This window comes from Paenibacillus liaoningensis (assembly GCF_059609455.1).
The window spans coordinates 1-22,938 of the sequence record NZ_JCAALU010000017.1 but is presented as its reverse complement, the minus strand read 5'-3'; the positions used below and the strand labels follow the sequence as shown (position 1 = coordinate 22,938).

The window sequence follows — 22,938 nt, the reverse complement described above, 5'->3', positions numbered from 1 at the left end:
TTTAAAGGAAGTGAAGTAAAAATACCAGTGCAACAAGGGCAACATGAAAAAAAAATTAGCAAACCGCTTCTTATAGCCGCACGATGCCTGATTCTAGCACGCTTCCTTGCTGCATATCGACAGGGATGAAAGCTTAGGCCAGCGCCGATCGGCGCATCAGGATGCCGATAATAATGACGAACGGGATGCTGAGCAGCGGAATCGCTTCAATTGCCGTTGCTGAACTGCTGAACAGCAGGCGATGCATGCCCGGGTCATGGACAAGCATGCCGCCCGCCGCAAAGCCGAGCAAGCCCGCTCCAATATATATAAGTGAAGGAAATTTCTGCAGCAGCTTCGTCAGCAATTGGCTGCCCCAAATAATCATTGGAATGCTCAGTGCAATGCCGAGCAGCAGCAGCAGCGTCTGCCCTTTCGCCACAGCCGCGATCGCCAGCACATTATCCAGGCTCATTACAAAATCAGCCGTCACAATCGTCCATATCGCAGCAGGCAGCGATGTTGCCCGCTTCACCTTATGAGAGGCCACGCCTCCTCCGCCGGACTCCCCCGCATCGGCCAGCAATTTGACTGCAATATAAAACAGCAGCACGGCGCCAATGGCCTGCAAGAACGGCGTCTGAAGCAAGGAAATCGCCGCCAGCGTCAGCACGCAGCGCAGGACAACAGCAGCCGTTGTCCCCCACCAGATCGCCCGCTTGCGCTGATGCTCCGGCAGATGCTTGCTCGCCATTGCGATTACAATAGCATTATCGCCGCTTAGCAGAAGATTAATCAGAATGATTTGTATAAATATGAAAAAGCTGTCCATAGTACTCGCCCCCTATACTACCACCTGTATGTCCAAGCTGGAGCGAATATGCCGGAAAGCCTAATGCGGGGTACTGCCCTTTCTTCTCTCTTACGAAAAAAAAGGCCGCCCACCATTTCACATGGCAAGTCGGCCTATGTCTTAAAGCGGCTTACAGCAAGCCGTTAATCGTTGATTTTTAGAACCAGCGGTCTTCACCGGCACTTGCTTCCGGCTCAGGATCTTCCGGCGTCAGCAGCAGCACTTCTGTTTGCTGCACAGCCTCATCCAGCAGCTGCTCCAGATTTTTTTGCTGATTCAGGTAGCCTTCCACCTTTTCTACAAACCGCAAATTCGGCTTAATGCTTGGAGATTTCGGCAAAAATAGCGTACAGCAATCCTCATATGGCAAAATCGACGTCGCAAACGTGCCCAAACGCTCCGCCTCATTAATAATTTCCTGTTTATCCATCATAACAAGCGGCTTCAGCAGCGGCAGCACAGTCGCACGCCCAATGACATCCATGCTGACGAGCGTTTGGCTCGCTACCTGGCCCAAGCTTTCGCCCGTCACGATTCCATGAGCTCCGTTCTTCTCGGCAAGGCTCTCCGTAATGCGAAGCATCGCCCGGCGCATTAGCGTAATAATAAGCGGGTCCTGTCCCGACTGGGCAAGCGTCGTCTGAACTTCCGTAAAAGGCACCAGATGCAGCCTCAGCGGAGCGCCGCTGTAATAGGATAACCTTCTCGCAAGCTCGATCACTTTCTCCTTCGCCTTCTCGCTCGTAAACGGGTAGCTGTGGAAATGGACCGCTTCCAGCTCCAGCCCTTTGCGCATCGCCATCCATCCCGCTACTGGACTGTCAATGCCGCCAGATAATAGCAGCATCGCCTTGCCGTTCGTACCGAACGGGAAGCCGCCTGGGCCATCAACGACCTCGTTGAAAATATAAGCCGCTTCCTCCTGAATATCGACCTTCAGCTCCACCTCGGGCCTCCGCACATCAACCTTTAAGTTGTCCATCGCACGCAGTACGTGGGCCCCAACCAAATGATTCATCTCCTGCGACGTATGCGGGAACTTCTTCCATGCGCGCTTTGCATTCACTTTAAAGGTAGCGGGCTCCTGTGGGATAGCCTTCATCAGCGCAAGCGCTGCTGCCCGAATTTCCTCCAGCTCCGGTTGAACGCTTACGACTGGACTAAAGGTCGAAATACCGAAAACGTCCTTGACCTTCTCAGCGATAAGCGAGTAATTTTCCCCGTTTAAATTAATATAAAGCCGCCCGAACATTTTTGAATACGTCAGCGCGGCAAAATCCTTCAATCGCAACTGAAGCTGCTGGAGCATCCGCTTCTCAAACATTCCGCGGTTGCGTCCCTTCATTGCCAGATCGCCGTAGCGAATGATTATTTTATCATACATCACTTTACCTTGCGCTCCTTTCAAGCGGCTTAAGCTTGCTTATTGTAAGGCGCAGCATTTCGCACAGCTGCAAAATATGCTGCTCTGTATGCTCGTCGCCCAGACTAATTCTCACGCCGCTGGCTGCCCGTTCCTGCCCCAGTCCCATTGCAAGCAGCACCCGGCTCGGCTTATTGTCGCGCGAGGAGCAAGCCGACTTCGTAGAAGCGATAATGCCATGCTGCTCCAGCATATGAACGACAACCTCCGGCTTCATGCCCGGATAGGAAAAATGGACAATATGCGGCGCCATGCTCTCCGGCGCCCCGCCATTCAATACCAGCTCCGGCGCAGCCTCAACGAACTCCGTCAATTGCTGGCGCAGACGGTACATCCGCTCGCGCCGCTCCTGCGCCGACTGCATCGCCATGCGCAGCGCCTTGGCCGATGCCACGATGCCGGGCACATTTTGCGTCCCGGCGCGCATGCCCTGCTCCTGCGAGCCGCCTGAAAGCAGCGGCGTTAGGGTTACGCCCTCGCGGACGTACAAATAGCCGATCCCTTTGGGACCGCGCAGCTTATGTGCAGAGCCGCTGAGCAGATCAATACCCCAGCCTCGCACATCAATCGGCAGCTTGCCGATGCTTTGCACCGCGTCCACATGCAATAGCGTGCGCGGATACCCTTGCAGCAGCTTGCCAATGTCTGCGAGCGGCTGCACGCTGCCAACTTCATTATTCACATGCATAATGCTGACGAGAATCGTGTCGTCGCGCAAAGCCATCCGCAGCGCTTCCAGTTCAACCTGCCCCGCCTGGTCAACCGGCAAATAAGTAACCTCGTAGCCTTCCTGCTCCAGCTGCTTGAACGTATCGTAGACGGAGGCATGCTCCATTTGGGTCGTAATTAGATGCTTTCCCCGGCTCTGGTACTGCTTTGCCGCTCCTTTAATCGCGAGATTGTTGCTCTCCGTGCCGCCAGAAGTGAACAGCCATTCCTCAGCCTTCACGGCGAACAGCTCGCCAAGCAGCGAACGCGAGCGGGAAATGAGCTTATCTGCATCTGCACCGGCATGGTGAATCGATGATGGATTCGCATAATGCGCCTTCATCACCTCAGCCAGCGTATCAATAACCTCCTCGTAAGGCGGCGAAGATGCGCAATGATCGAAATATAACATGAGCCAAACGTTCCTTTCCTACTAGAAAAAATAAAAAGATCAGCGACGGCAAGCTAGCTGCCATTCGTGATCTAAAAGAAGTGCTTTTACAGCCTAGAGACTGCGACGAAATAAAGTACCGCTAATTTATTGACAAAAGCGGTTCTTATTTCCTCGCAGCTCCTTAATAACGCGCTGCCTGTACTTTCACAATATAGCGCTGCGTTTCCTCAGGAAGCTTGTCCAAATTCGCCATCAGCTCACTGTCTGTCGTAATACCGAGGCGGTCGATACGGCCCGGACCGGCATTGTACGCGGCTAGAGCTACTTGCTCATTGCCATTGTACTTGCGAAGCAGAAAGGATAAATAACGGGTGCCGCCATCGATATTTTGCTGCGGATTTAACGAATCTGTCACGCCAAGGCCGCGTGCCGTGCCGTCCATCAGCTGCATGAGCCCTTTGGCTCCTGCGCCGGATACGACATCTGGCTGGAAACCGGACTCTGTGCGAATGACGCCGCGAATCAAGGCGGGATCTACGCCATATTGGGCTGCAGCCTGGGCAATCATCGCATCATAGTCGGTGGAGCCAGCTGCAAACGTCTCGCCCTCAGCCTGATAAGCGTTATTCAAGCTGGCAAGCTGCGCCAGCGCTTCGGACGCTTGAGCAGATACATCCGTGCCTTCACTTGAGCCGTTCGAAGCTTCATGCATATATTGGGACAGCAGCATGTCGAACAACGAAGTCACACTTTTGTCCTTATTCGTGCCTAGCGGGTTCGCTACTGTCTTAAAGTCAAGATTAGGAGCAAGCTGCGTCTTGATCATTTGCTTCATAATGCGCGGATCGATACTCATAATTTCCTCCTTGAACCAAATCGCTTGGCTCTGCTGGTCTAAAAAAGCTCTATAATGATGTATCGGTTTTTATTGTACATGTTTTTACCCCTATTCGCCAGCAAATCGTAAAATACACAAGTTTATTCGGTACGAGGAGTAAAAAGCAACATGCAAAAACAACCTCCGAAGCAAGCTTCGGAGGTTGTTCGGTTCTATTTAAACGATTTAAAGCTTATCCGTACTATATTAAAGCTTATTTGAATACTTTAACGCGATCTTCAAGCGGCTGGAATGTTTTTTCGCCTGGCTCTGCTGTCGGCTTGCCGAAAGGCATTTGCGCAATCAGACCCCATGATTCTGGCAGGCCAAATGTCGCTTTTACTTTTTCGTCGATAAGCGGGTTGTAATGCTGCAGGGAAGCGCCGAAGCCTACCTCTTCCAGCAGATTCCATACTACAAATTGCAGCATGCCCGAGGATTGGTGCGACCAAAGCGGGAAGTTGTCGGCATACGAAGGGAATTGCTGCTGCAAGCCTGCAACCACATTGTGATCCTCGAAGAACAAAATCGTGCCGTAGCCATTATTGAAAGAAGCAATTCTGCCTTCTGTCGAAGCGAATTGATCAGCAGGAACGATTGCGCGAAGTGCTTCCAGCACAATGCTCCACAATTTATCATGATTTTCGCCAAGCAGGACAACTGCTCTAGCACTTTGAGAGTTAAAGGATGAAGGTGAATGCTTAACGGCTTCGTTAACCAATTCTACGATTTTCTCATCAGAAACAACGGATTCTTTGCTAATTCCGTAGTAAGTACGTCTGGCTTGCACAGATTCCAAAAAGCTTTGTGACATAATCAAATACCTCCAGTTAAATGGTTTAGTTCAATGCTTGATTAGATGCACACCAAAGTAATATTAATTACTTTACGTAAGTAACAATAATATATTACCCCTCATTTTGTCAAGCTTTTCCGCTGGCTTTTTATCAAAATATGCCTTTCGCACCGCTTTATTCATTCCCCAATTGTTCCTCTTTCATTAGCCGAAATTTACACCTTATCTTTCTTCATATCCGTTTCTGCACCATGCTGCTCCCAAGACTGCTCGCCAAGCTCTCTCACTTTATTCCATTTGCCATTGATCCAAGCGATGAGGAAGGAGATTCCTCCGAGCAATAGCAGCACTAGCACCTTGTACAAGCTTTCCTGGCCGTTCAGGTCGAAGAAAATTGCTTTAATCGCCGTCAGTCCTAGAACCGAAAATCCGAACCAGCGGAACACCGATTGCCCGCGATTAACGCCCCACAATACGAGCAGCAGCGCATATACGCCCCATGAAGCCGACAGACTGAGCTGCACATAGAAGCTTGGAAGATCGTAAAGATGCTCCTGAAACAACCGAATCATTTGGACGGTCAACAATCCGCCGATGATTAGATGCGAGCACAACGCATACATATTCCCCATCACGCGATTGCCCGAATCGCCAAGTGACGCAAATTTCTGCCTCGTCGAATAATAGAAGCCCAATGCCGCAAGCGCAAGCCATGCCATCGCGCCAGAGTTCAGAAACGGAATGAAGACGCCGAACCATTCGCCGCGCGGTGTAAACCATGTGATGACGTACCAATAGCATACCGTTGTAAACCATATAATGAGCGATGCCAGATTCAAAGCTTGCCAGCGGAACCTTTTGCCCACCCAGACAAGCAGCGCGGCCACCGCCGACCATAGAAATACATTGAAGATCGGTTTGACCGCTAGACCGCTGCCGACCTGATTAAGCGCAAGCAGCATCAGCAGCACACCAGCAGAACCATACGTAGCCGAAGCCGGCTCCATGCGCTTCACATGATAGTGGATAAACCAGCTGGCAAGCAGCAGCACAAAGCCGATAAACGCCAGCGGATAAGCATAATGCACTTCACCATGAATGAGCAGCAGCGACCAGAAGCCAAAAATAACGCCATTGGACAGCCCCGCATACATGTTCATCCCGTCAAAGCTTTGTTTATTGGTCCGCGAAGCAAGCAGAAAGCCGATCTGATAAAACAGGAATGCAGCAAGCGCGTAGCGCAGCGGCAAATTCCATACCCCTTCCACCACGGGATCGAAGGTAAAAAAGTAGACGATATACATGATCCAGCTTCCGATAAACGATGTCAGTCTGAGCTCATTCCAGCTCTTCACCGTGCTGAGCCAGAAAAAAGCGGAATTGAGCACGAGCATATACAAAAATAAAGTAAATACTTGATCCGTTTCCGGACGCATCAGCAGCGGCGACAGCAGGCCGCCCGTCAGAGCAATGTTTATGAGCAGACGCGATTCAAAGCGGTAAGCATAAACCGTAAGCGCCGCAGTAACAGCCGTCATGCCCAGCAGCACCGTCATGGAGTCCCACATTTCATAATAGACACCGGCAAAAGCGGCCGTCGTATACAGCAGGCAGGCGCCTAGTCCGATTAATAGCTCGCCGACGAGCGGCCATTTTTCCCGCTTAATCAGCGAAAACCCTGCTGCGGCAAAACCTGCACCGCTCAGCAGTCCCAGCCCGATTTTCATCGCATTCGTTACCCAGCCCTGCTCCACCGTATATTTGAACAAAGTGATGAACGCTGATAGGACGAATAACACGCCGAGCAGCAAAGTCCATTGTTTGCGAATCCATACATTCATTGGTTGTACCTCCGTTTAGCTGCATTTTTATGACTTGGTCTTAGTTCTATTTTAGAAAAATAGGGCAAAAAAAATAGTACCAACTTTACGTGGTACCATTTCCATCCTTATTTTCTTTTTCTAATAGACCAAGTGCTTTCACCTGCTGCGCAGCCTCTTTCGAGCCGCCCAGCTGCAGCTTCTTGAGTATATGGTTAATATGGTTTTTAACCGTTCGAATGGAGACGAACAGCTTATCCGCCATCTGCGACTGCGAATAGCCCTGATCGACCAGTTCCAGCAATTGCAGCTCCGCAGGCGTAATCAGATCGCGCACCTTCTTCACTTCAAAATCCCGCTCCAGCTGCTTCAGCCTGCGGAATTCCTCGCGCATCTGCTCCGCCGCCGCCGCGCTGATCGGGGACTGGCGCTTCGCCGCCGCCGCAATCGCCGCAGGCAGCGCTTCAAAGTCGGATTTGATCTGGTAATCGATCGCTCCCACCTGAAAAGCTTGCAAAATCAGCTCCTTCTCCTCCATCGACGTCAGCATAATGACCCTCGCTCCCGTCGACATCGCCGTTGCCTCCGCCAGCTCAATGCCCGCCGGCTCGTCACCGAGCATAATATCCATGAGTACGACATCTGGAGCCTGGCGCTCTCCAGCAAGCGCTTCCCGCACTTCCTGCGGATTATCCGAGGTGAATACGACTTCAATGTTCGGCTGGGCTGCCAAAAAAGCTTTCAGCCCGCGCAGCCAATCCTTGTCGTCCTCCACGATCCACACTTGTATGTTATCCATCGGCATGTTCCCCTTCTCTCAGCCTTATCTCTATTTATATCTCTGTCTCTTTCTCTGTCTCTTTCTATTTCTGTATCTAATTCTTTTTATTTCTCTTTATCTCTCTGCCGCTTTGTGCTCGTAATTCGGGCTTGCTCCCGCAGTATACTGCGCCTGAATCGCCTTTTTCTTGAATATCATCGATACGAGCGTGCCTGCTCCCAGCTTGCTCTGAATATGCAAAGAGCCGCCATGCTTGCGCATCACATGATACGCATACGGCAGGCCAAGCCCGAAGTTTGTACTGCCCCCGCGTTTGGTCGTATAAAAGGGCTCGAACGCTTTGGCTGTCTGCGTACGATCCATACCCGGCCCCGTATCGCGCACCTCGATCATTATATCCCGTTTCGTCTCTTTCATTATAAAGCTCAGCGTGCCTTTGCCGTCCATTGCTTCAATGGCGTTCGAGATCAAGTTGCCAAGTGCCTCGGTAACTTGCGCACGGTCAATCATACAGCTCCAGCCCTCCGGCAGGCTGCTTGAGAAACGAACGCCTTCAGCGATCAGCTTATACGGCTCAAGCGTCATGAGCAGCAGCTCGCCAAGGTCTTCCCGCGTAGGCTTTAGCGCCAAATCCTCGGTGCCGTGATGGACACGGCCAATCATTTCCTGGATGTGCCGCGTCGTCCGCAGCACGGTCTCTGCATCGGCAAGCAGCTCCTCCTGGTTCGTGGATGCCGCGTATGCGCGCATCTTCTCGCCGAAGAGCCGCATTTTGCCGACGTCATTTTTGATCGCATGATTGAGTATAGCCGTACCTGATGTAACTGCTCGCAGCGTCGAATCCAGACGGCGACGGTCGATAAAAACACGTACCCCCAGAAATCCGTAGGTAAACAGACCTATAACAAATACCAGCGCCCCAATGCCCACAAACCAGGTATTGTACACCCACATCCGCAGGAAACCAAGGCTTGGCAGCACATAATTCATCGTTGCGCTAAACAGTACCGGAGTCAGCACCGACGTGCATACGATCCAGTGGCGTCTCGCTTGAGCCAAATAACCCGGATTTTTCAGTAATACATTCACCGCTCCGACGGCTATATAAGGCACAGCCCACCAGACAACAACTGTAAATGTAATCGGATACGTTTCCGTGTAGCCCGGTGTAAACAGCAGGCAGGCCGCAATCGGAATAAACAGCAGCAGCGGCAACACTCGCTCATAAGGCTGCAATCGGTCGATAGGGCGATAAGCCAGCGCAAACAATAGGAAGGTGTATGGCAAACCGTAGTAGGACAGCAGCGAGCAAAATGCTTGCAGCATATACAGCAGCTGATCTGCCGTTTCGTTCATATAATGTTGGCTCACATAAGGAATAATCCGCTCATCCAGCACGACCGACATCGCCCCGGCTCCGCCCGTAAAAGGTACCCCGCTGAGCCGCCTGCTCACAACCGAGCGTGGGTCGGACAGCATCAAAATAGAAGCAATTCCCCATAAGGCAATTAGGACAAATAGCACGCCGCAGCCCTCTTCTCTCTATATACTCTCTTTTATGCTCTGCTCTAACCATATAGCGGAGCGCGGAAAGCGTCAACCCTCTGAGAGAATATGTGCGGCGAATGGCATAGGACTTCCCGCCTATTCATGAGATTAGGAGTTCAGCTAATGATTGTACATACCTCAAAATGGTTATTTTGCAACGTTGTCCTCATTTATACGTATATGGAAGGCGGCTTATTTATTTTTTTCTAATATAAAGCTGTAATACATAAAGTACCATGCTGTTATAAAAAGATAGGGAGCTGCCTATGCCGGATTTTTTGCTTGTGCTATTTTTGTTCAATTTATCTTTATTTCTGTTGCACGAAATGGATGCGATACGCCATTCTGAATGGAGATTGTTTATCTTTCTTAAGGATATGGAGGATTCGAAAGCCTATAAGGTGTTCACCTTTATTCATCTTCCGATGTACACGATTATACTCGCTCTGCTTTTCAGCGATTATCAGACGGTTACGTTTTGGGTGCTGGATATATTTTTTATCATCCATGCCATTCTACATCTCTTTTTTGAAAAGCATCCCCGCAATGGCTTCAAAAATACGTTCTCGCGAGCCTTGATTTATCCAATGGGGATTATCGCGGCGATTCATTTGTTGTTGATGGTTATTCAGTGAGTGTCGAATACGTCCGGCTATGTCCGGATCCGGAAATCTTGGATATGTACGATATGCAGAATATGCAAGATATGAAGGTGTTCAGCGAGGGTTGAAGTTATTATATTCCGCTTAGGGGAGACCCTGCGAATCGTTTAAGAAAGACCTGACCCCCTATTACTTTTGGCGGTCTGTTTTTTTGTTCAATTGATGTTCGTTAATCACTACTATAACAGGAATATGGACTAAGGATTTGTGATCAGGCCCCAATCGCTCTGTTCCTCATGGCATTAAGCTGTTAATCGAGGCATACCTATTCTAATTTTGTTAGGCTGGGACAGAAGGAGACGATTATGTCTCAGACGGCGCAAATGGTAACTGTTTCCATTTCCTAAGGACTGAGGTTCCGCTATTGTAGCCTTTTATACGATTTCAGCCCGTAAGCGGACAGGAGATCCGCTATTGCCCTCATAATCGCGTCAAAATGGCAATTGGCAAAGCATTAGCGGCTCCTGTGTCCGCCTAATTCTCGATTGACCGTCATCCGGTTAAATAGCGGATTCTGTGTCCGCCAAGTTTCTGAAACTCCCTTATCGTTTGCATACTCTCCCTAGTATAACAAACCGTGTATTAGCTCCACCGACCCAACAAAGTGCCATCATTCAAAACCAGTGTGGCTTATCGCCCAAAAGTAAACCCTCCAGCTAGCTTCTATACACTCATACAGAGTACGACTAAATGTGCAGCTATCGGAGGATACATGATGACGTTTCAATCTACACACTCACATAGAGTGCGACAGCGAAAAATAGATAAATGGGTGCCACAATGGCATTCATTTATCTAAATCAAACGAAAATAATACTATAACGTTCGCAGACAATTCTTGATTTTTAAAGAATTTACTCATTTTATGTATGATTCAACAAATTTCGAGGTGCGAATCTCCCCTAGGCTTCTTATGGGAGCTTCACATTCGCACCACGACCCAACTCTATTCTCTATCTACAAGAATATTACTTCCCCGCCCCTTCGTTATACGCTCTCAGCAGCGTATAACGATTAGGCCGCACCAAATGCGCCTCACTCAAGCTGCGGGCAAGCAGTTCGTCGCTCACACCTAGCTCAGCCGTTGTGGATGGCCCACCCACTTGCTTCAGCCAGCCGCGAATGGTCTCCTCATTCGGAATTTCCGCGATCAGCTGGCTGATGCGTTCCGCATGCTCCGTCCCGCTAATCGCTGGCGCCTGCTCATCCGCCAAGCGATGATACAGCCCCGAAATTTCCGCACATGCGACGCCAACCTTCGCTCCATGCAGCAGCTGGCGGTTGCCAAGGCGAATATATTCCATCTCCCAGTAGTGGGACAAATGATGCTCTGCGCCCGAGGCCGAATGGGATTGCCCGAACAGCAGCATCGCAAGGCCCGATTCGATCAAAGCGCTGATCAGCGCGCGAATGCCCTCTTCGCTGCGTGAGGCAATCAGCTCTACATTTTCCACACACTGCATTAAAGCATCACGCGTAATCGTCGCTACGATATCCGAATAAGCTTCCTCGCCCGCAAGCGAGCCGTAGGACCAATCGAACAGGGACGTATATTTACCAAGCATATCGCCAAAGCCAGCGGCTACCATAGCGACAGGAGCCTGTGTCAGCACATCGAGATCGGCAAAAATCGCGTCCGGGCCAATCGCGGCGATCGTAATCTTTTCACCCCGAATAATAATCGGTGCTCCCTTGGAATTGAAGCCGTCTACGGACGGAGCGGTCGGCACGGATACAAACGGTATGCCCGCCGTAAAAGCAGCATAACGCGTAATATCATGAAGCGTGCCGGAACCAGCCGCAATGACCACTTCCGCAGCGTAATGCTGAATATCAAGCAGCAGCTGCACAATGGATACTTCGTCCGCAATGACATCTCCCTGTTGGTTAGGCTTAATCAGCGTTGCCTTAACCGCAATATCTTTCGCAGCAATTGCCGCTTCCAATTGTTTTCCAGCTATTTCATATGTGATGTTGTCGGACACGATTAAAACTTTGCGATAGCCCTTCTTTACCAAATAAGGTGCGACCTGCTGAGTGGCTCCACGTTCAATAAGCAGCGGTTCAATTACGATGGACTGGACGGAGGAGGCGTCATAGCCTGCGGCAGCCAGCTTGAATTTTTCCATTAGCGTCATGAGTTCGTTGTCCCTTCTATCTTCAAAGTTGTATACGAACATTGTCACGCGCTAATGGCAGGTTTGTCAACCTTTGGCTTGCAGGCTTCGCCGCGCCTTCCTCTAAGCATCCAGCTTTTTGTTCAGCAAGTACAGCATGATGCTCACAAGGATAGCACCGATCACGATTTCAAGCGACATAACGCCCCAGTTTCCAATCGAAATATCGCCTGTTGGAGACACTAAGATAGACAAGCCTTCAGCGGTAGGCTCTGAGACCATCGTGCCGAATAAATTATCGTTAAACAACAATTCCTCCACATAGCTAATGACAAATTGCAGCAGGACGAAGACTGCTATTGCTACCCATGGAAAAAGCTTTTTATTAAAGAGATGCCCTACTGTAATCGAAAAATAGACTGTCAGCATCAAAAATAGGAGCGTCCAAAATATTAAAATAAAAAACAGGACTCCCGTCTCGAAATTAGGCGGACCCAATACATCCAGCAAGGCGCTTGGGGACAGCCATTTAAACAGCCAGACATGAAGCAGCACGATCCCACTCAGCGCAGCCGATAATACGAATTGCAGCAGAAGCGGCGAAGCGATTGTTTTCCACGTGGCCAGCGGCAATAAGCGGCGACCGTACGATTTAAGGTTATGGGAGTACGTCTTTGAGGAAAATATGATCAACATGAAGGCAACGAATAAATAGCCCATGAACATTAATGTAAGCGACAATGCAGGCTGCCAATTACGAGTTGCACTAAAAAAGGAAAGTGCTCCCTGCAAAATAATAAGCGCAGCAGCCGAGCCCATAATTAAATTCGCATTGCGTTTCCAGTCATATTTCAATAAGTTTATCATTCTGAAAATACCTCCCTGAATAGTTCATCTACACTTTTACCATGCTTGGAGCGTATGCTCTCCACATCCTGACGCAGTGAAACTTCACCGTTTTGAATAAAAATGACTTCATCGAAAACCCGTTCAATGTCGGTAATTAAATGCGTCGAGATAAGCACACAGCTGTCTTCATTATAAAATTTAACGATGGCGTCCAAAATTTTGCCCCGCGCGACGGGATCAACACCGCCTATCGGCTCATCGAGCAAATAAAGCTTAGCCTGACGCGACATCGCCAGCGTGAGCTGCAGCCGCTCATTCATCCCTTTGGATAAGGAGCTAATGCGATCATTGCGATCCAGCTTCAAAAAATCGAGCATGCTTCCCGCTTTCTCCTGATCGAAGTCCTTATAAAAGTCACTGAAAAAACGAAGGGCATCCTTCACCCGCATCCACGACTCGGTTACCGGCTGATCCGGCATAAAGGACGTAACCGCCTTCGTCCCGATGCCAATCGGCTCCCCGCAAATTCGAACGCTTCCTGAGGTTGGCTGAATGAGTCCTGCCGCCAGCTTCATGAGTGTACTCTTGCCGCTGCCATTGCTGCCAAGCAGACCAATAATTTTGCCAGCTTCCAGGTTTAAATTAATATTATGCAGCGCTTTTCTCGATCCGTAAGTTTTCGTTACGGCTTGCAGTTCAACTATCTTCTTCATTCGTTTATTCTCCCCCCGCCTATTTCTGATCTTCCTTGCTAACCGCTTCCGTAACAATCGCTACAATGTCATCCTTCTTAAAGCCCAAATCGCGCATCCCCTGAATGAAACGTCCGAGCAAATCAGCCGCCATTTCTTTCTTAATGCTCACAATCGCCGCCTCCTCGCTCGTTACATATCTTCCAAGTCCCCGTCTTGTTTCGACGATGCCTTCACGCTCCAGCTCCTGAAAAGTACGCTGGATCGTATTCGGATTGATTTGCAGCTCCACTGCAAGCTCGCGCACCGAATCGATTTTATCGCCGGGATTAAGCTTCCCGCTAATAATTTGCTGTTTAATGTAGTTCATGATCTGGATGTAGATCGGCTGGTTGTTGTCAAATTCAATCGGCATAAGTCACCTCCGTGTTAATGTGTTAGTGTTATATCTAAATAGTACACTAATATTCTGTTGTTGTAAAGAGTTGGATAAAAAAAAGGCTGCCTCCAATCGCCCACGGGCGCTGAAAGCAGCTATTTCATTGATGCTATTCCATTTTCCAATCCGCTCTAAAGGCTAGCTTACACCTTGAATACAGCCGCTTTTTCACGCAAATTAGTGGAAGAGCCCTGCAGTTTCTCAGCCAGCTCTTGAAGCTGAATCGATACCTCGAATTGATCTTCGGACATACCGCTCATCTGCTCCATTTTGCCATTTACCTCGGAGGAGGTTTGCAGCAGCTTGTCTACTGAGCCAACAATATCGGTAATGCCTTTTGTAATTTCATCAATGCCGACAGAAATTTCGCCCATTTGCTCGGACAATACGCTGCTTTGATTTTCCAGACCATTAAACATTTCGCTAGCCGTCACCGATGCCTGCTTCGTCGTTTCTATCACTTCCGAGAAGCTGCTCAAGCTTTGGCTGCTGTCGGCAAAATCGTTCTGAATAAGCTTAAGCTCCTTCGTAATATCTTTGGAAATGATATCGGTCTGGCTCGACAGCTTGCGAATTTCCTCCGCTACTACAGCAAAGCCTCTGCCATGCTCGCCTGCACGCGCCGATTCAATCGAAGCATTCAGCGACAATAAATTCGTCTGTGTGTTCAAATCCTGAATGCCGCCCAAAAACTTCGTTACATTATTGTAGCGCTCATTGATTCGGTCGAAGGACTCGGTAACTCGGGCAAATTGCTGCACCGTCTGATTCACCATCTGCACAACGCCCTTCATATCGGTGGAGCCTATACGCGATGACTCTCTCATTTCTTTCATGTCGCGATTAATATATTCGGTTGAAGCCGCAATTTGCTGCGAGCTTGCCGATATTTGCTCCGTTACGGCCGAGATCGAAGTTGCATCATCATACTGGGTCATCAAAATCGTTTTGCCGTTGCCAATCTCTTCCTTCACCTGCTCGGAAGCGTTCTGATTGCGAACAATCATATCGCCCATATTGCGCGAGGCTTGCAGAACAACCGTGCTTACATCCATAGTCGAACGAAGGGTGTCACGAAGCTCACTTCCCATTTGCGCCAGCGAGCGGTCAATTTGACCAAATTCATCTTGGCGATCCAGCTTCTCATCATAGGTGAAATCGTTATTTTGATAAGCGGTAATACGCTTCATTAAACCAACGATGCCTTTTTTTACATTCCGGCTTAACGAATACGACATGAGGAACGGCAGTACTGCCAGCAAAACAATATTGATGATAATAATCGTATTGGCAGCTGCAATACTTTTATTTAATGTCTCCTGTGTAGCGACCGTATCCACTTCGAGCCAATTTTCTACCGTTTCATTCGCAAAGCTGAGAACAATCGTATATGTACTGACAAGCTGTTTGACCTTGGCGGAGCGGTCTTCAATGGTTAGCAGGCTGTGATTGCCGTTTTCTTTATTAAGCTGCTCCAGTGCAAGGCCAAACACATTGCCTTGGTTCGAATAGGCGGTGCCGTTATCCCCGTGAGGATATTTTTCATCCAGGTACGCTAGTGTAACCTTCAATTTTTCTACCCGCTCGGGCATCGACTTAAGTGCCAAGTTGATTCCATCGTCGCCGGTGCTGCCGTTTTCTACGGCATCAATCATCGAAAGCAGCGTGCGCAGCATCGAATCCGATATCCCTTGATATTCTTTTTTGGCCTCCTGAAGCTCATTTGAAGCTTTCACTGCACTTCTAACCGAAGCATTTTGCATAAAAATCCACCCGCCAGCGACGACGTTGAACAAGGTGATTAATGAAGTGATAAACAACAGCTTCGTTGTAACCTTTTGTTTCTTCAAGAAATCAGAAATCCTTGATGTCCATTTTAACCATTTTGCCTCTCTCAATCGGTTAATCATCATTTTCTCTCCATCTCTCCTATTACACTGAAAAAACAAAAGCTATCCAATCACCGCGACGAATTGAACAGCTGAATCAGCCTATAGTCCTGTACCGGTGGTTTGGCTGCCATAGTTCAATACCTTAGGCCCATAACTTTGCGCCCCTATCTTTCAATAAGTTTGCCTTTTTCAGTATGTAATTTTCTATTTATTTCGACACTTTTAAAGTATAATTTAGGAAAACCTTTTTGTAAATTATAAAAAGCGAGATTATCTGACATGATACTTTGAAACTAGTGCCTAACAACGTTATAATATTAGCGAATGCTAGCTATTAATGAGATTTTAGGGGGGACAAGATGGATTTTCGACTAGATTTAATTGAGGATAAAATCGAATTTTTTGAGGCTTTTGACTTACGTACGCTCGAAAAGCACATTGACCAGCAAATTGAAGCGAATAAAGCACTGCTATTACAAGTTCATGCGATTAGTCATCATGCGGTGTTTCATCCCGATCGCGGGAAAATGCTGTACAGCGCAGTCGTTCATTTTAAAGTTAAAAAATAGGCCAATTCGGGCATTTGAACGCTGCCCGAATTTTTTTCAAAAAAATTTAAAAAAGGTATTGCATCCTCCTAAAGTTCTGTGGCATAATACATCTTGTGTCCGATACATAACCGCGCCGTTGTAGCTCAATTGGTAGAGCAACTGACTTGTAATCAGTAGGTTGGGGGTTCAAGTCCTCTCGACGGCACCATTTTTTTCCCGGGACGTAGCTCAGCTTGGTAGAGCACCTGGTTTGGGACCAGGGGGTCGCATGTTCAAATCGTGTCGTCCCGATATTTTATAAGTTGTTTCAAGCAGGCCCTCTAACTTAGAAGGGTTTTTTATTTTTTTCATTAAAAATAAACCGCGCTTAGCTGGAAGTTTTGCTGCCCCCGCTAAGCGCGGCTTTTCTTTTGCCCCAATAGATTCATTAATGATGCTGCCGAATCATCGCCTCTGCGGTGAGCAGCCCTGACATGGCAACCATCGGCGTTCCCCCGCCGGGATGGGTCGTTCCGCCCGCAAACCATAGTCCGCGCAAATCCGCACGATTGGACGGCCGCAAAAACGTCTGCTTTGCTGAATTCGAGGAAATGCCATAGATGGCGCCGCGAAATGCCGACGTATCCCGCTCCAAATCCTCCGGTGTATACAAAGCAAGCTGCTCTGCTTCCCGATCCAGTCCCTCCAAGCCAGCCAGCTGCTTCATCAGACGGCCCTGATAGCGCTCCGCCTCCCGCTCCCAGCTCCAAGCGTCCGACGTATACGGGGCATTCGCCAAAATAAACAGGTTGCTGCCTCCTTCCGGCGCCAGTTCCTGTTCCATATAGGCGGAACAGCATACATAAATCGCAGGATCGGCAGGAGCCTCGCGGCGCGCGAAAATCGCCGAAAATTCCTCCCCATACCTTTCCGGATAAAATACAGTATGATGCAGCAGCTTATCGTAACGTCTGCGTATGCCTGCAAGAGTGACAAAGCCGGACAGAGAAGGCTCGTAAGTTGAAATATGGCGATTCGTCATGGCAGGCCGCAGCTGCTCGCCGAGCAAATCGCGGCATACGGACAGCACATCTCCGTTCGCGAGCACCAGATCGGCTGGCACAAAACCGCATTCCGTCTCTACTCCGCTTACGCCGCCGCCTTTTGCAGCAATGCACTGCACACGCACCGAGGTGCGTATTTCCGCCCCCATTTCCTCCGCAAGCTGGCGCAGACCTTCAACGATGCTGTAGGTGCCGCCTCGAACACCAAAAACGCCAAGCTCTGTCTCGACATGCGGCAGCATCGCGAAGATTGCTGGCGCCCGATCAGGAGCTGATCCGACATAGGTCGCATAACGTCCAAACAAGGCCAGTGTGTTGGGATGGCGAAAATAGCGGCGCAGCAGCATAGCGGCAGCAAGTCCTCCCGGTCCGGCGCCTACAACAGCAACATGCCTGGTCTTCATTTATAGTCTCTTCCTTCCCATGCTAGAATCAGCTTTCTATAAATGCCCGTCATAGACGGCTCGATCCGCAAATTCGCCTGAGCCGCAGCCGGTTATATCGCAAAATCGCTATAAACGGCAAATTGGCCGCCAGCGCGTAGCCTACCATTAAATAGCCATACAAAGGCTCGTTCCAGATGAAAAATAACGGCGCGGGCACGATGGACAGCCAGTGCGTCCATTCGCCTCTGAGCGTTTCCCCCATGTACTCCTGGTAATAGGCTTGGCCGCGCTTAGCAAGCCTTTTCTTCTGGAATCCCCTGCGGAACAAAAAGCTGCCATCCGGCACGCTGTCCTTCCAGGAGCGGATGAACAGCACCTGCTCGTAGAAACGCTCCTCGCCGCTTTTATCAGGCTGCTTCGGCTCTGCTCCTCTGCCGAAGTGCCGCTTCTCCTTGCTGCGCTCCGCTTTGCGCACTGTCCCGCCTGCTCCTGCTCCTGCTTCTGGTCTTGCAAACCAGCGCTGTGGCAAGCTCGTATGAAAATAGGAGACGCCGAGATGGACGAGCAGCCATCCGCCAATATTCAGAGCGAGCACAGCCAGCGACGGCAATGCCTGCGCGCTCATAGCTTGCCTCGTTCCCGGCTGCCCATTGAAACGACTCGCCCTTTCCAAGAAACCTTCCTCCTAATGAAGGTCGAGAACAGCGAATAAGCGAAAAATAACAGAAACAAACTGAGCGGCAATGGGTACAGCAGTGCTGTCCAGCCCTTAAAACTCCCGGTTTTGCGCAGCCATAGCCCGAGCTGCAAGCTGTATGCCGCATAGCAGGCGACGCCTGTTCCCAGCAGCCAATAATCCGCCTCGACCTGCCCCCCAATTGAAGCAAGCATAAGGGTCACAGCCGATACGGCTCCGGCCAGCCACAGCGATACAGCGCAGGCTACGAAGGGCGCGTTCGATGCAGCGCCTGCTGCGAAGCTTTTGCTCCAGCCGCGGAACATGCTGTTCAGGCCGTCCGGGTACATTCTAAAGGAAATTTTTTCGCAGCCCATAAAATTGGACACCGGCATTTGATCAGAGCTAAAGGCTCGCCCCAGCTCGAAATGCTCCAATACTTTGCCCCGTACTGCCTCATGCCCGCCGATGCGGAAATAGTCATCCCGGCGGCATATGAGGCAAGGCCCAAACGCTCCCGCCCGGCTGTCGCCGTCGCCAACCGAAGCGATGACAATCAGATTGAAGAAAGCAGACAGCTGCTCATAAGCACGCTCCATTCGGTGGTAAGGCTGCACCGATACGAGTCCGCCAGCCTCCTTCTGGCTGGCGGCCAGCAGTTGTAAAGCATCCTTTTCCAGTTCCACATCCGCATCCAGAAAAACAAGCAGCTCGCCTTGCGCTGTTTTGGCTCCCGTCCAGCAAGCCCAGCTTTTGCCGATCCAGCCGTCTGGCATCTCCTCCGCCCGAATGACAAGGGCGCCATTCGCGGCAGCAAGGCTTGCCGTTGCATCCTCCGAGCCGTCATCGACAACGATTACTTCTACATGACTTAGCTTCTGCCGCTGCAAGGCGTGCAGCAGCTTGCCGATATTAGCCGCTTCATTGCGTGCCGGAATGATGACAGAAATGGAGATCGGAACAGCGCTATTTTTCATGCCTGCTCCGTTCGCATCATCTGCCCCATTCCATTCATCTCCCTCATGAATGTCCCAATCCGGCAGCCGGCTTACCCGATTTTGCAGCAGCAGGCCGCACAGCCAGCCGAAAACAGCCCAAATGATCGAGAAACTCATCGCTTCCCCCTCCTTCTCCCGTACATATAGCCAATTGCCTGCTTTAGGCCGCTAAATGCCTGCTCCCGGTAAGGAAACCAATTGATTTGCGAGCTTCTGCGCCCAGCATTGACCATGACCGACTTTGAGCGGCAAAAGGCAAGCAGCCCTTCTTCGCCATGCGTACGGCCGAAGCCGCTCGCCTTCACCCCGCCAAAGGGCAAATGCATGTTGCCAATATGCCTTACAACGTCATTAATCGAGCAGCTTCCCGTCTCCAGCCGGGCTGCGAGCGCTAGCCCTTTTTTTCGATTAGCCGTAAAAATGCTTGCGCTAAGCCCATAAGGCGAAGCATTTGCCAGCCGGATTACTTCCTCCTCTGACTGAAAGGCCATAATCGGCAGCAGCGGGCCGAAAATTTCCTCCTGCATAAGCTGCATCTCCTCCGTCACTCCGGTGAGTACGGTCGGCGGAAACAGCGGCGGCTCCGCTCCGGGCGGCAGCCCTCCTGCCGCAATGCTGGCGCCTTTGGCTACAGCATCGTCCAGCAGCCGTTTCACTTTATGCCAGCCTTCTTCCGTGGCTAATGCTCCAATCTCGGACCAAGAACCGCCTTCGGCTTGCCTTAGCTCCCGCGTATAAGCGACGACCGCGGCCAGAAAGGCTGCATAAATGCTTTCATGAACGTAAACCCGTTCCACGCTAATACATACCTGCCCGCTGTGCAAAAAAGCACCCCATACCGCTGCGCGAGCGGCTCTCTCTATGTGGGCATCGGCACATACGATCATCGGGTCCTTGCCGCCAAGCTCCAGCACGCAAGGAATGAGCTGCGCCCCTGCTCGCGCCAGCACACTGCGCCCAGCCGCTTCGCTTCCGGTAAACCATAGCTTGTCAGGCCGTGCATCAATTAAGCGCTCCGCTTCCGCCTTCCCGCCTTCAACCAATTGAAGGACACCTGGCGGAAATGCAGCTTCCTCGATTAGCGCAGCAATGCGCTTGCTTAGCAGCGGCAGCTTCTCCGATGGCTTGAGCAGCACCGTATTCCCTACAGCAGCTGCCGCGAGTGCCGGAATGAGCGTCAATTGAAGCGGGAAATTCCACGGGGCAATGATAGCCGCCACGCCGCAAGGCTCATATGTAATGTGCGAGGAGGAGCCTGCGAGCCACAGCGGGGTGCGAACGCGGCGGGAACGCAGCAGCTTGGTCGTATTTTTTTCATAATAAGAAATAGCTTGAATGACCGTCAGCAAATCCGTCGTCAGCGCATCCATCGGGGTCTTGCCTGCCTCCTGGCCAAGCAGCGCAATCCACTCGTCCAAATCGCGAACGAGCAGCTGCCGCACCGAGCGGATATGCTGAATTCTATCCCGCACAGGAAGCGCCCTCCAGCTCGGAGCTGCTGCGCGGGCAGCAAACATTTCTTGCATCATTTAATCCCCCCAGCAAGGGCCGCCTTTATACGATTGGCAAAATGATCCTAGCAGGTTTTAATTCGCCAATAATGGGCAACACCTTAAATACAGGACCTACAGGAATGTAACTGCTAGATTTGAAGCTAGCTAACTATTAATTAACCCTAAGGTATATTATAAAACATCTTTTTCGTTTATATAACCAAGTTTTTAAAAATATCCATTTGGCTTTAGTAAACAGGGAGGCGGAAACGAGCGATGAGTAAAAAAATCGTAGTAATTGGCGGAGGCTTGGGCGGCCTATCCGCTGCCATCAGGCTAACGGTTGACGGCAATCATGTCACCGTCCTGGAACAGCAGGAACGTGCAGGCGGCAAGCTGAATATCCGCTCGGGCAAAGGTTTTTCCTTTGATACGGGCCCGTCGATTTTGACGATGCCCTGGGTGCTGGAGCAGCTGTTTGCTAGTGCGGGCAGACGTCTGGAGGACTATATGACGCTGGAACGGGTGGAGCCGCAGTGGCGGACTTTTTTCGAGGATGGATCGCAGCTTGACGTGACTGGCGATCTGCCAATGATGCTGGAGCAGCTTAGCAGCGTAGCGCGAGAGGATGCCAAGGGCTTTCTGGCCTATTTGCAATACTGCCAGCAAATGTATGAGCTCAGCATGAAGAGCGTCTATGGAAAAAGCCTCAGCGGCCTGCAGGACTTGCGGGGGCAGCATAGCATGAAGGAACTGCTGGCGATGGACCCGCTTCGCACGATGCATCAGAGCACGAGCCGCTTTTTCAAAGACAAGCGCTTGCGCCAGCTGTTTGATTTTTTCATTATGTATATTGGTTCATCGCCTTATGCAGCCCCAGCCGTGCTTTCTCAGCTCATCCATGTGCAGCTTGGACTCGGCATTTATTACGTCAAGGGCGGCATGTATAATATTGCGCTGGGCATGCTGAAGCTGCTGGGCGAGCTTAGCGTGGAGGTGCGGACGAATGCGCCTGTCGCAGCAATCAATACGCTGGGCAAGGCAGCAACGGGCGTTACACTTGCAGATGGCACGGTGCTTGCCGCCGATCTCGTCGTCTCCAATTTGGAGGCGATTCCGACCCATCGCAAGCTGCTCGGCCACCATCCGGGAGCTGCCGCAGCGACAGGCGGCATGAGAAAATATGCTCCAACCGTATCCGGCCTCGTGCTGCTGCTTGGCATCGATAAAACCTATGACCAGCTGCGCCATCACAACTTCCTGTTCTCGCGCAATCCAGAGCGGGAGTTCCAGGATGTGTTCGTCTCCGGCATCCCTTCGCCTGATCCGACCGTCTATATTGGGGTGTCCAGCATTTCCGACTCGACACAGGCGCCTGAGGGACAGCAAAATTTATTCGTGCTCACCCATGTTCCCCCGCTTAAGCCAGGCGAGGATTGGGAGATTTACAAAGAGACGTACCGCGAGCTTGTGCTGGATAAGCTGGAGCGAATGGGACTGGATGACCTGCGCTCGCACATTACGTTCGAATACAACTTTACGCCTAATGATTTGGAGCAGCTTTATGGCGCCAACGGTGGTTCAATCTACGGCGTTGTCACCGACCGTAAGCTGAACGGCGGCTTCAAAATTCCGAGCAAAAGCGAGCTGCTGGACAATTTGTATTTCGTCGGCGGCTCCACTCATCCCGGCGGCGGTGTGCCGATGGTTACGCTGTCGGGCCAGCTTACAGCTGACCTTATTAAAGAGCGGGCGGATAGCCGCTCTGGGGGCAGGACAACAGCTGGGTAGCCATTTTAAAATGACCGCTGTAAAATGGGAAAGAAGGTATCTCCCCCTAGCGCAAGCTTTAAAATGTACCCTATAAGATGGACACTTTAAAAAGGTCATCTTGTAGGGTCTTTTTTGTGTACAATAAATAAAAAACGAGCGGTGGTCGAAGCGGATGTCTAAAAAATGCT

At 50.5% G+C, this 22,938-nt stretch carries 20 protein-coding genes, 2 tRNA genes and 1 riboswitch; of the genes, 5 read left to right on the top strand and 17 right to left on the bottom strand.

What is annotated here, in order from left to right; genetic code table 11:
- Positions 1–133: 133 nt before the first annotated feature.
- The 8 genes from AC6B99_RS25025 to AC6B99_RS24990 all read right to left on the bottom strand — a co-directional run bounded on the left by AC6B99_RS25025 (position 134) and on the right by AC6B99_RS24990 (position 9,155).
- Entirely contained in the window at positions 134–811 is a 678-nt protein-coding gene (locus tag AC6B99_RS25025; protein ID WP_056041678.1) for a TerC family protein, read from the bottom strand.
- A 178-nt stretch (positions 812–989) separates the two neighbouring features.
- Positions 990–2,219, bottom strand: a complete 1,230-nt coding sequence (gene thiI, locus AC6B99_RS25020) for a tRNA uracil 4-sulfurtransferase ThiI (protein ID WP_496664483.1) — start codon at positions 2,217–2,219, stop codon at positions 990–992.
- Between the two features lies 1 nt (position 2,220).
- Complete coding sequence (locus tag AC6B99_RS25015) at positions 2,221–3,375, bottom strand: cysteine desulfurase family protein (protein WP_496664482.1); 1,155 nt, start codon at positions 3,373–3,375, stop codon at positions 2,221–2,223.
- Between the two features lie 163 nt (positions 3,376–3,538).
- Complete coding sequence (locus AC6B99_RS25010; RefSeq protein ID WP_056041684.1) at positions 3,539–4,213, bottom strand: lytic transglycosylase domain-containing protein; 675 nt, start codon at positions 4,211–4,213, stop codon at positions 3,539–3,541.
- 235 nt (positions 4,214–4,448) lie between these two features.
- Entirely contained in the window at positions 4,449–5,048 is a 600-nt protein-coding gene (locus AC6B99_RS25005; RefSeq protein WP_046230385.1) for a nitroreductase family protein, read from the bottom strand.
- Positions 5,049–5,245: 197 nt separating this feature from the next.
- Complete coding sequence (locus AC6B99_RS25000; protein WP_494861798.1) at positions 5,246–6,871, bottom strand: DUF2339 domain-containing protein; 1,626 nt, start codon at positions 6,869–6,871, stop codon at positions 5,246–5,248.
- An 85-nt stretch (positions 6,872–6,956) separates the two neighbouring features.
- Positions 6,957–7,649 carry a response regulator transcription factor gene (locus tag AC6B99_RS24995; protein WP_099520928.1) on the bottom strand — a complete coding sequence of 231 codons (693 nt, stop codon included), beginning with the start codon at positions 7,647–7,649 and terminating at the stop codon, positions 6,957–6,959.
- 96 nt (positions 7,650–7,745) lie between these two features.
- Positions 7,746–9,155: an ATP-binding protein gene (locus AC6B99_RS24990; protein WP_494861800.1), complete on the bottom strand. Its 1,410-nt coding sequence runs from the start codon at positions 9,153–9,155 to the stop codon at positions 7,746–7,748.
- Positions 9,156–9,445: 290 nt separating this feature from the next.
- Here AC6B99_RS24990 and AC6B99_RS24985 point away from each other — a divergent pair, with 290 nt between their 5' ends.
- Positions 9,446–9,814 (top strand): DUF6713 family protein, encoded by a 369-nt coding sequence (locus tag AC6B99_RS24985; RefSeq protein WP_496664481.1) that lies wholly within the window; start codon positions 9,446–9,448, stop codon positions 9,812–9,814.
- 995 nt (positions 9,815–10,809) lie between these two features.
- Here AC6B99_RS24985 and AC6B99_RS24980 read toward each other — a convergent pair.
- The 5 genes from AC6B99_RS24980 to AC6B99_RS24960 all read right to left on the bottom strand — a co-directional run bounded on the left by AC6B99_RS24980 (position 10,810) and on the right by AC6B99_RS24960 (position 15,788).
- On the bottom strand, positions 10,810–11,979 hold the full coding sequence (locus AC6B99_RS24980) for a sn-glycerol-1-phosphate dehydrogenase (RefSeq protein WP_155973504.1): 1,170 nt from the start codon (positions 11,977–11,979) through the stop codon (positions 10,810–10,812).
- 102 nt (positions 11,980–12,081) lie between these two features.
- The gene (locus AC6B99_RS24975; RefSeq protein ID WP_056041694.1) at positions 12,082–12,825 is read right to left on the bottom strand and encodes a hypothetical protein; all 744 of its coding nucleotides are present in this window, start codon (positions 12,823–12,825) and stop codon (positions 12,082–12,084) included.
- Complete coding sequence (locus AC6B99_RS24970; RefSeq protein ID WP_056041697.1) at positions 12,822–13,520, bottom strand: ABC transporter ATP-binding protein; 699 nt, start codon at positions 13,518–13,520, stop codon at positions 12,822–12,824. Before AC6B99_RS24970 ends, AC6B99_RS24975 begins: the two co-directional genes overlap by 4 nt.
- A 19-nt stretch (positions 13,521–13,539) precedes the next feature.
- Positions 13,540–13,914 (bottom strand): GntR family transcriptional regulator, encoded by a 375-nt coding sequence (locus AC6B99_RS24965; protein WP_056041699.1) that lies wholly within the window; start codon positions 13,912–13,914, stop codon positions 13,540–13,542.
- A gap of 167 nt (positions 13,915–14,081) precedes the next feature.
- Positions 14,082–15,788, bottom strand: a complete 1,707-nt coding sequence (locus AC6B99_RS24960; RefSeq protein ID WP_494861810.1) for a methyl-accepting chemotaxis protein — start codon at positions 15,786–15,788, stop codon at positions 14,082–14,084.
- Positions 15,789–15,941: 153 nt separating this feature from the next.
- Positions 15,942–16,025: riboswitch (cyclic di-GMP riboswitch) on the bottom strand.
- Positions 16,026–16,189: 164 nt separating this feature from the next.
- Here AC6B99_RS24960 and AC6B99_RS24955 point away from each other — a divergent pair.
- The 3 genes from AC6B99_RS24955 to AC6B99_RS24945 all read left to right on the top strand — a co-directional run bounded on the left by AC6B99_RS24955 (position 16,190) and on the right by AC6B99_RS24945 (position 16,672).
- The gene (locus tag AC6B99_RS24955) at positions 16,190–16,399 is read left to right on the top strand and encodes a YrzA family protein (RefSeq protein WP_056041703.1); all 210 of its coding nucleotides are present in this window, start codon (positions 16,190–16,192) and stop codon (positions 16,397–16,399) included.
- Between the two features lie 114 nt (positions 16,400–16,513).
- Positions 16,514–16,589: transfer RNA gene (locus AC6B99_RS24950), tRNA-Thr, on the top strand.
- A 9-nt stretch (positions 16,590–16,598) separates the two neighbouring features.
- Positions 16,599–16,672 (top strand) — tRNA-Pro (locus AC6B99_RS24945).
- 136 nt (positions 16,673–16,808) lie between these two features.
- Here AC6B99_RS24945 and AC6B99_RS24940 read toward each other — a convergent pair.
- Genes AC6B99_RS24940 through AC6B99_RS24925 form a run of 4 tightly spaced genes read right to left on the bottom strand, consistent with a single transcriptional unit; the run spans position 16,809 to position 21,013 of the window.
- On the bottom strand, positions 16,809–17,828 hold the full coding sequence (locus AC6B99_RS24940) for a phytoene desaturase family protein (RefSeq protein WP_496664480.1): 1,020 nt from the start codon (positions 17,826–17,828) through the stop codon (positions 16,809–16,811).
- Positions 17,829–17,877: 49 nt separating this feature from the next.
- Positions 17,878–18,483, bottom strand: a complete 606-nt coding sequence (locus tag AC6B99_RS24935) for a glycosyl-4,4'-diaponeurosporenoate acyltransferase CrtO family protein (RefSeq protein WP_496664479.1) — start codon at positions 18,481–18,483, stop codon at positions 17,878–17,880.
- A complete protein-coding gene (locus AC6B99_RS24930) occupies positions 18,432–19,601 on the bottom strand; it encodes a glycosyltransferase (RefSeq protein ID WP_494861816.1) in 1,170 nt (389 codons plus the stop codon). Before AC6B99_RS24930 ends, AC6B99_RS24935 begins: the two co-directional genes overlap by 52 nt.
- Positions 19,598–21,013 carry an aldehyde dehydrogenase family protein gene (locus AC6B99_RS24925; protein WP_496664478.1) on the bottom strand — a complete coding sequence of 472 codons (1,416 nt, stop codon included), beginning with the start codon at positions 21,011–21,013 and terminating at the stop codon, positions 19,598–19,600. The genes AC6B99_RS24930 and AC6B99_RS24925 overlap by 4 nt, the downstream gene beginning before the upstream one ends.
- A gap of 240 nt (positions 21,014–21,253) precedes the next feature.
- Between AC6B99_RS24925 and AC6B99_RS24920 the strand changes: the two genes are divergently transcribed.
- Positions 21,254–22,768 carry a phytoene desaturase family protein gene (locus tag AC6B99_RS24920; RefSeq protein WP_496664477.1) on the top strand — a complete coding sequence of 505 codons (1,515 nt, stop codon included), beginning with the start codon at positions 21,254–21,256 and terminating at the stop codon, positions 22,766–22,768.
- Positions 22,769–22,938: the final 170 nt, after the last annotated feature.

Coding starts and splice junctions, on each gene's coding strand:
- AC6B99_RS25005 (WP_046230385.1), bottom strand. CDS start 5,048: ATGTCACAAAGCTTTTTGGAATCTGTGCAAGCCAGACGTACTTACTAC.
- AC6B99_RS24995 (WP_099520928.1), bottom strand. CDS start 7,649: ATGGATAACATACAAGTGTGGATCGTGGAGGACGACAAGGATTGGCTG.
- AC6B99_RS24985 (WP_496664481.1), top strand. CDS start 9,446: ATGCCGGATTTTTTGCTTGTGCTATTTTTGTTCAATTTATCTTTATTT.
- AC6B99_RS24975 (WP_056041694.1), bottom strand. CDS start 12,825: ATGATAAACTTATTGAAATATGACTGGAAACGCAATGCGAATTTAATT.
- AC6B99_RS24980 (WP_155973504.1), bottom strand. CDS start 11,979: ATGACGCTAATGGAAAAATTCAAGCTGGCTGCCGCAGGCTATGACGCC.
- AC6B99_RS24930 (WP_494861816.1), bottom strand. CDS start 19,601: ATGAGTTTCTCGATCATTTGGGCTGTTTTCGGCTGGCTGTGCGGCCTG.
- AC6B99_RS24970 (WP_056041697.1), bottom strand. CDS start 13,520: ATGAAGAAGATAGTTGAACTGCAAGCCGTAACGAAAACTTACGGATCG.
- AC6B99_RS25025 (WP_056041678.1), bottom strand. CDS start 811: ATGGACAGCTTTTTCATATTTATACAAATCATTCTGATTAATCTTCTG.
- AC6B99_RS24955 (WP_056041703.1), top strand. CDS start 16,190: ATGGATTTTCGACTAGATTTAATTGAGGATAAAATCGAATTTTTTGAG.
- AC6B99_RS25010 (WP_056041684.1), bottom strand. CDS start 4,213: ATGAGTATCGATCCGCGCATTATGAAGCAAATGATCAAGACGCAGCTT.
- AC6B99_RS25000 (WP_494861798.1), bottom strand. CDS start 6,871: ATGAATGTATGGATTCGCAAACAATGGACTTTGCTGCTCGGCGTGTTA.
- AC6B99_RS24925 (WP_496664478.1), bottom strand. CDS start 21,013: ATGATGCAAGAAATGTTTGCTGCCCGCGCAGCAGCTCCGAGCTGGAGG.
- AC6B99_RS25015 (WP_496664482.1), bottom strand. CDS start 3,375: ATGTTATATTTCGATCATTGCGCATCTTCGCCGCCTTACGAGGAGGTT.
- AC6B99_RS24965 (WP_056041699.1), bottom strand. CDS start 13,914: ATGCCGATTGAATTTGACAACAACCAGCCGATCTACATCCAGATCATG.
- AC6B99_RS24920 (WP_496664477.1), top strand. CDS start 21,254: ATGAGTAAAAAAATCGTAGTAATTGGCGGAGGCTTGGGCGGCCTATCC.
- AC6B99_RS24940 (WP_496664480.1), bottom strand. CDS start 17,828: ATGAAGACCAGGCATGTTGCTGTTGTAGGCGCCGGACCGGGAGGACTT.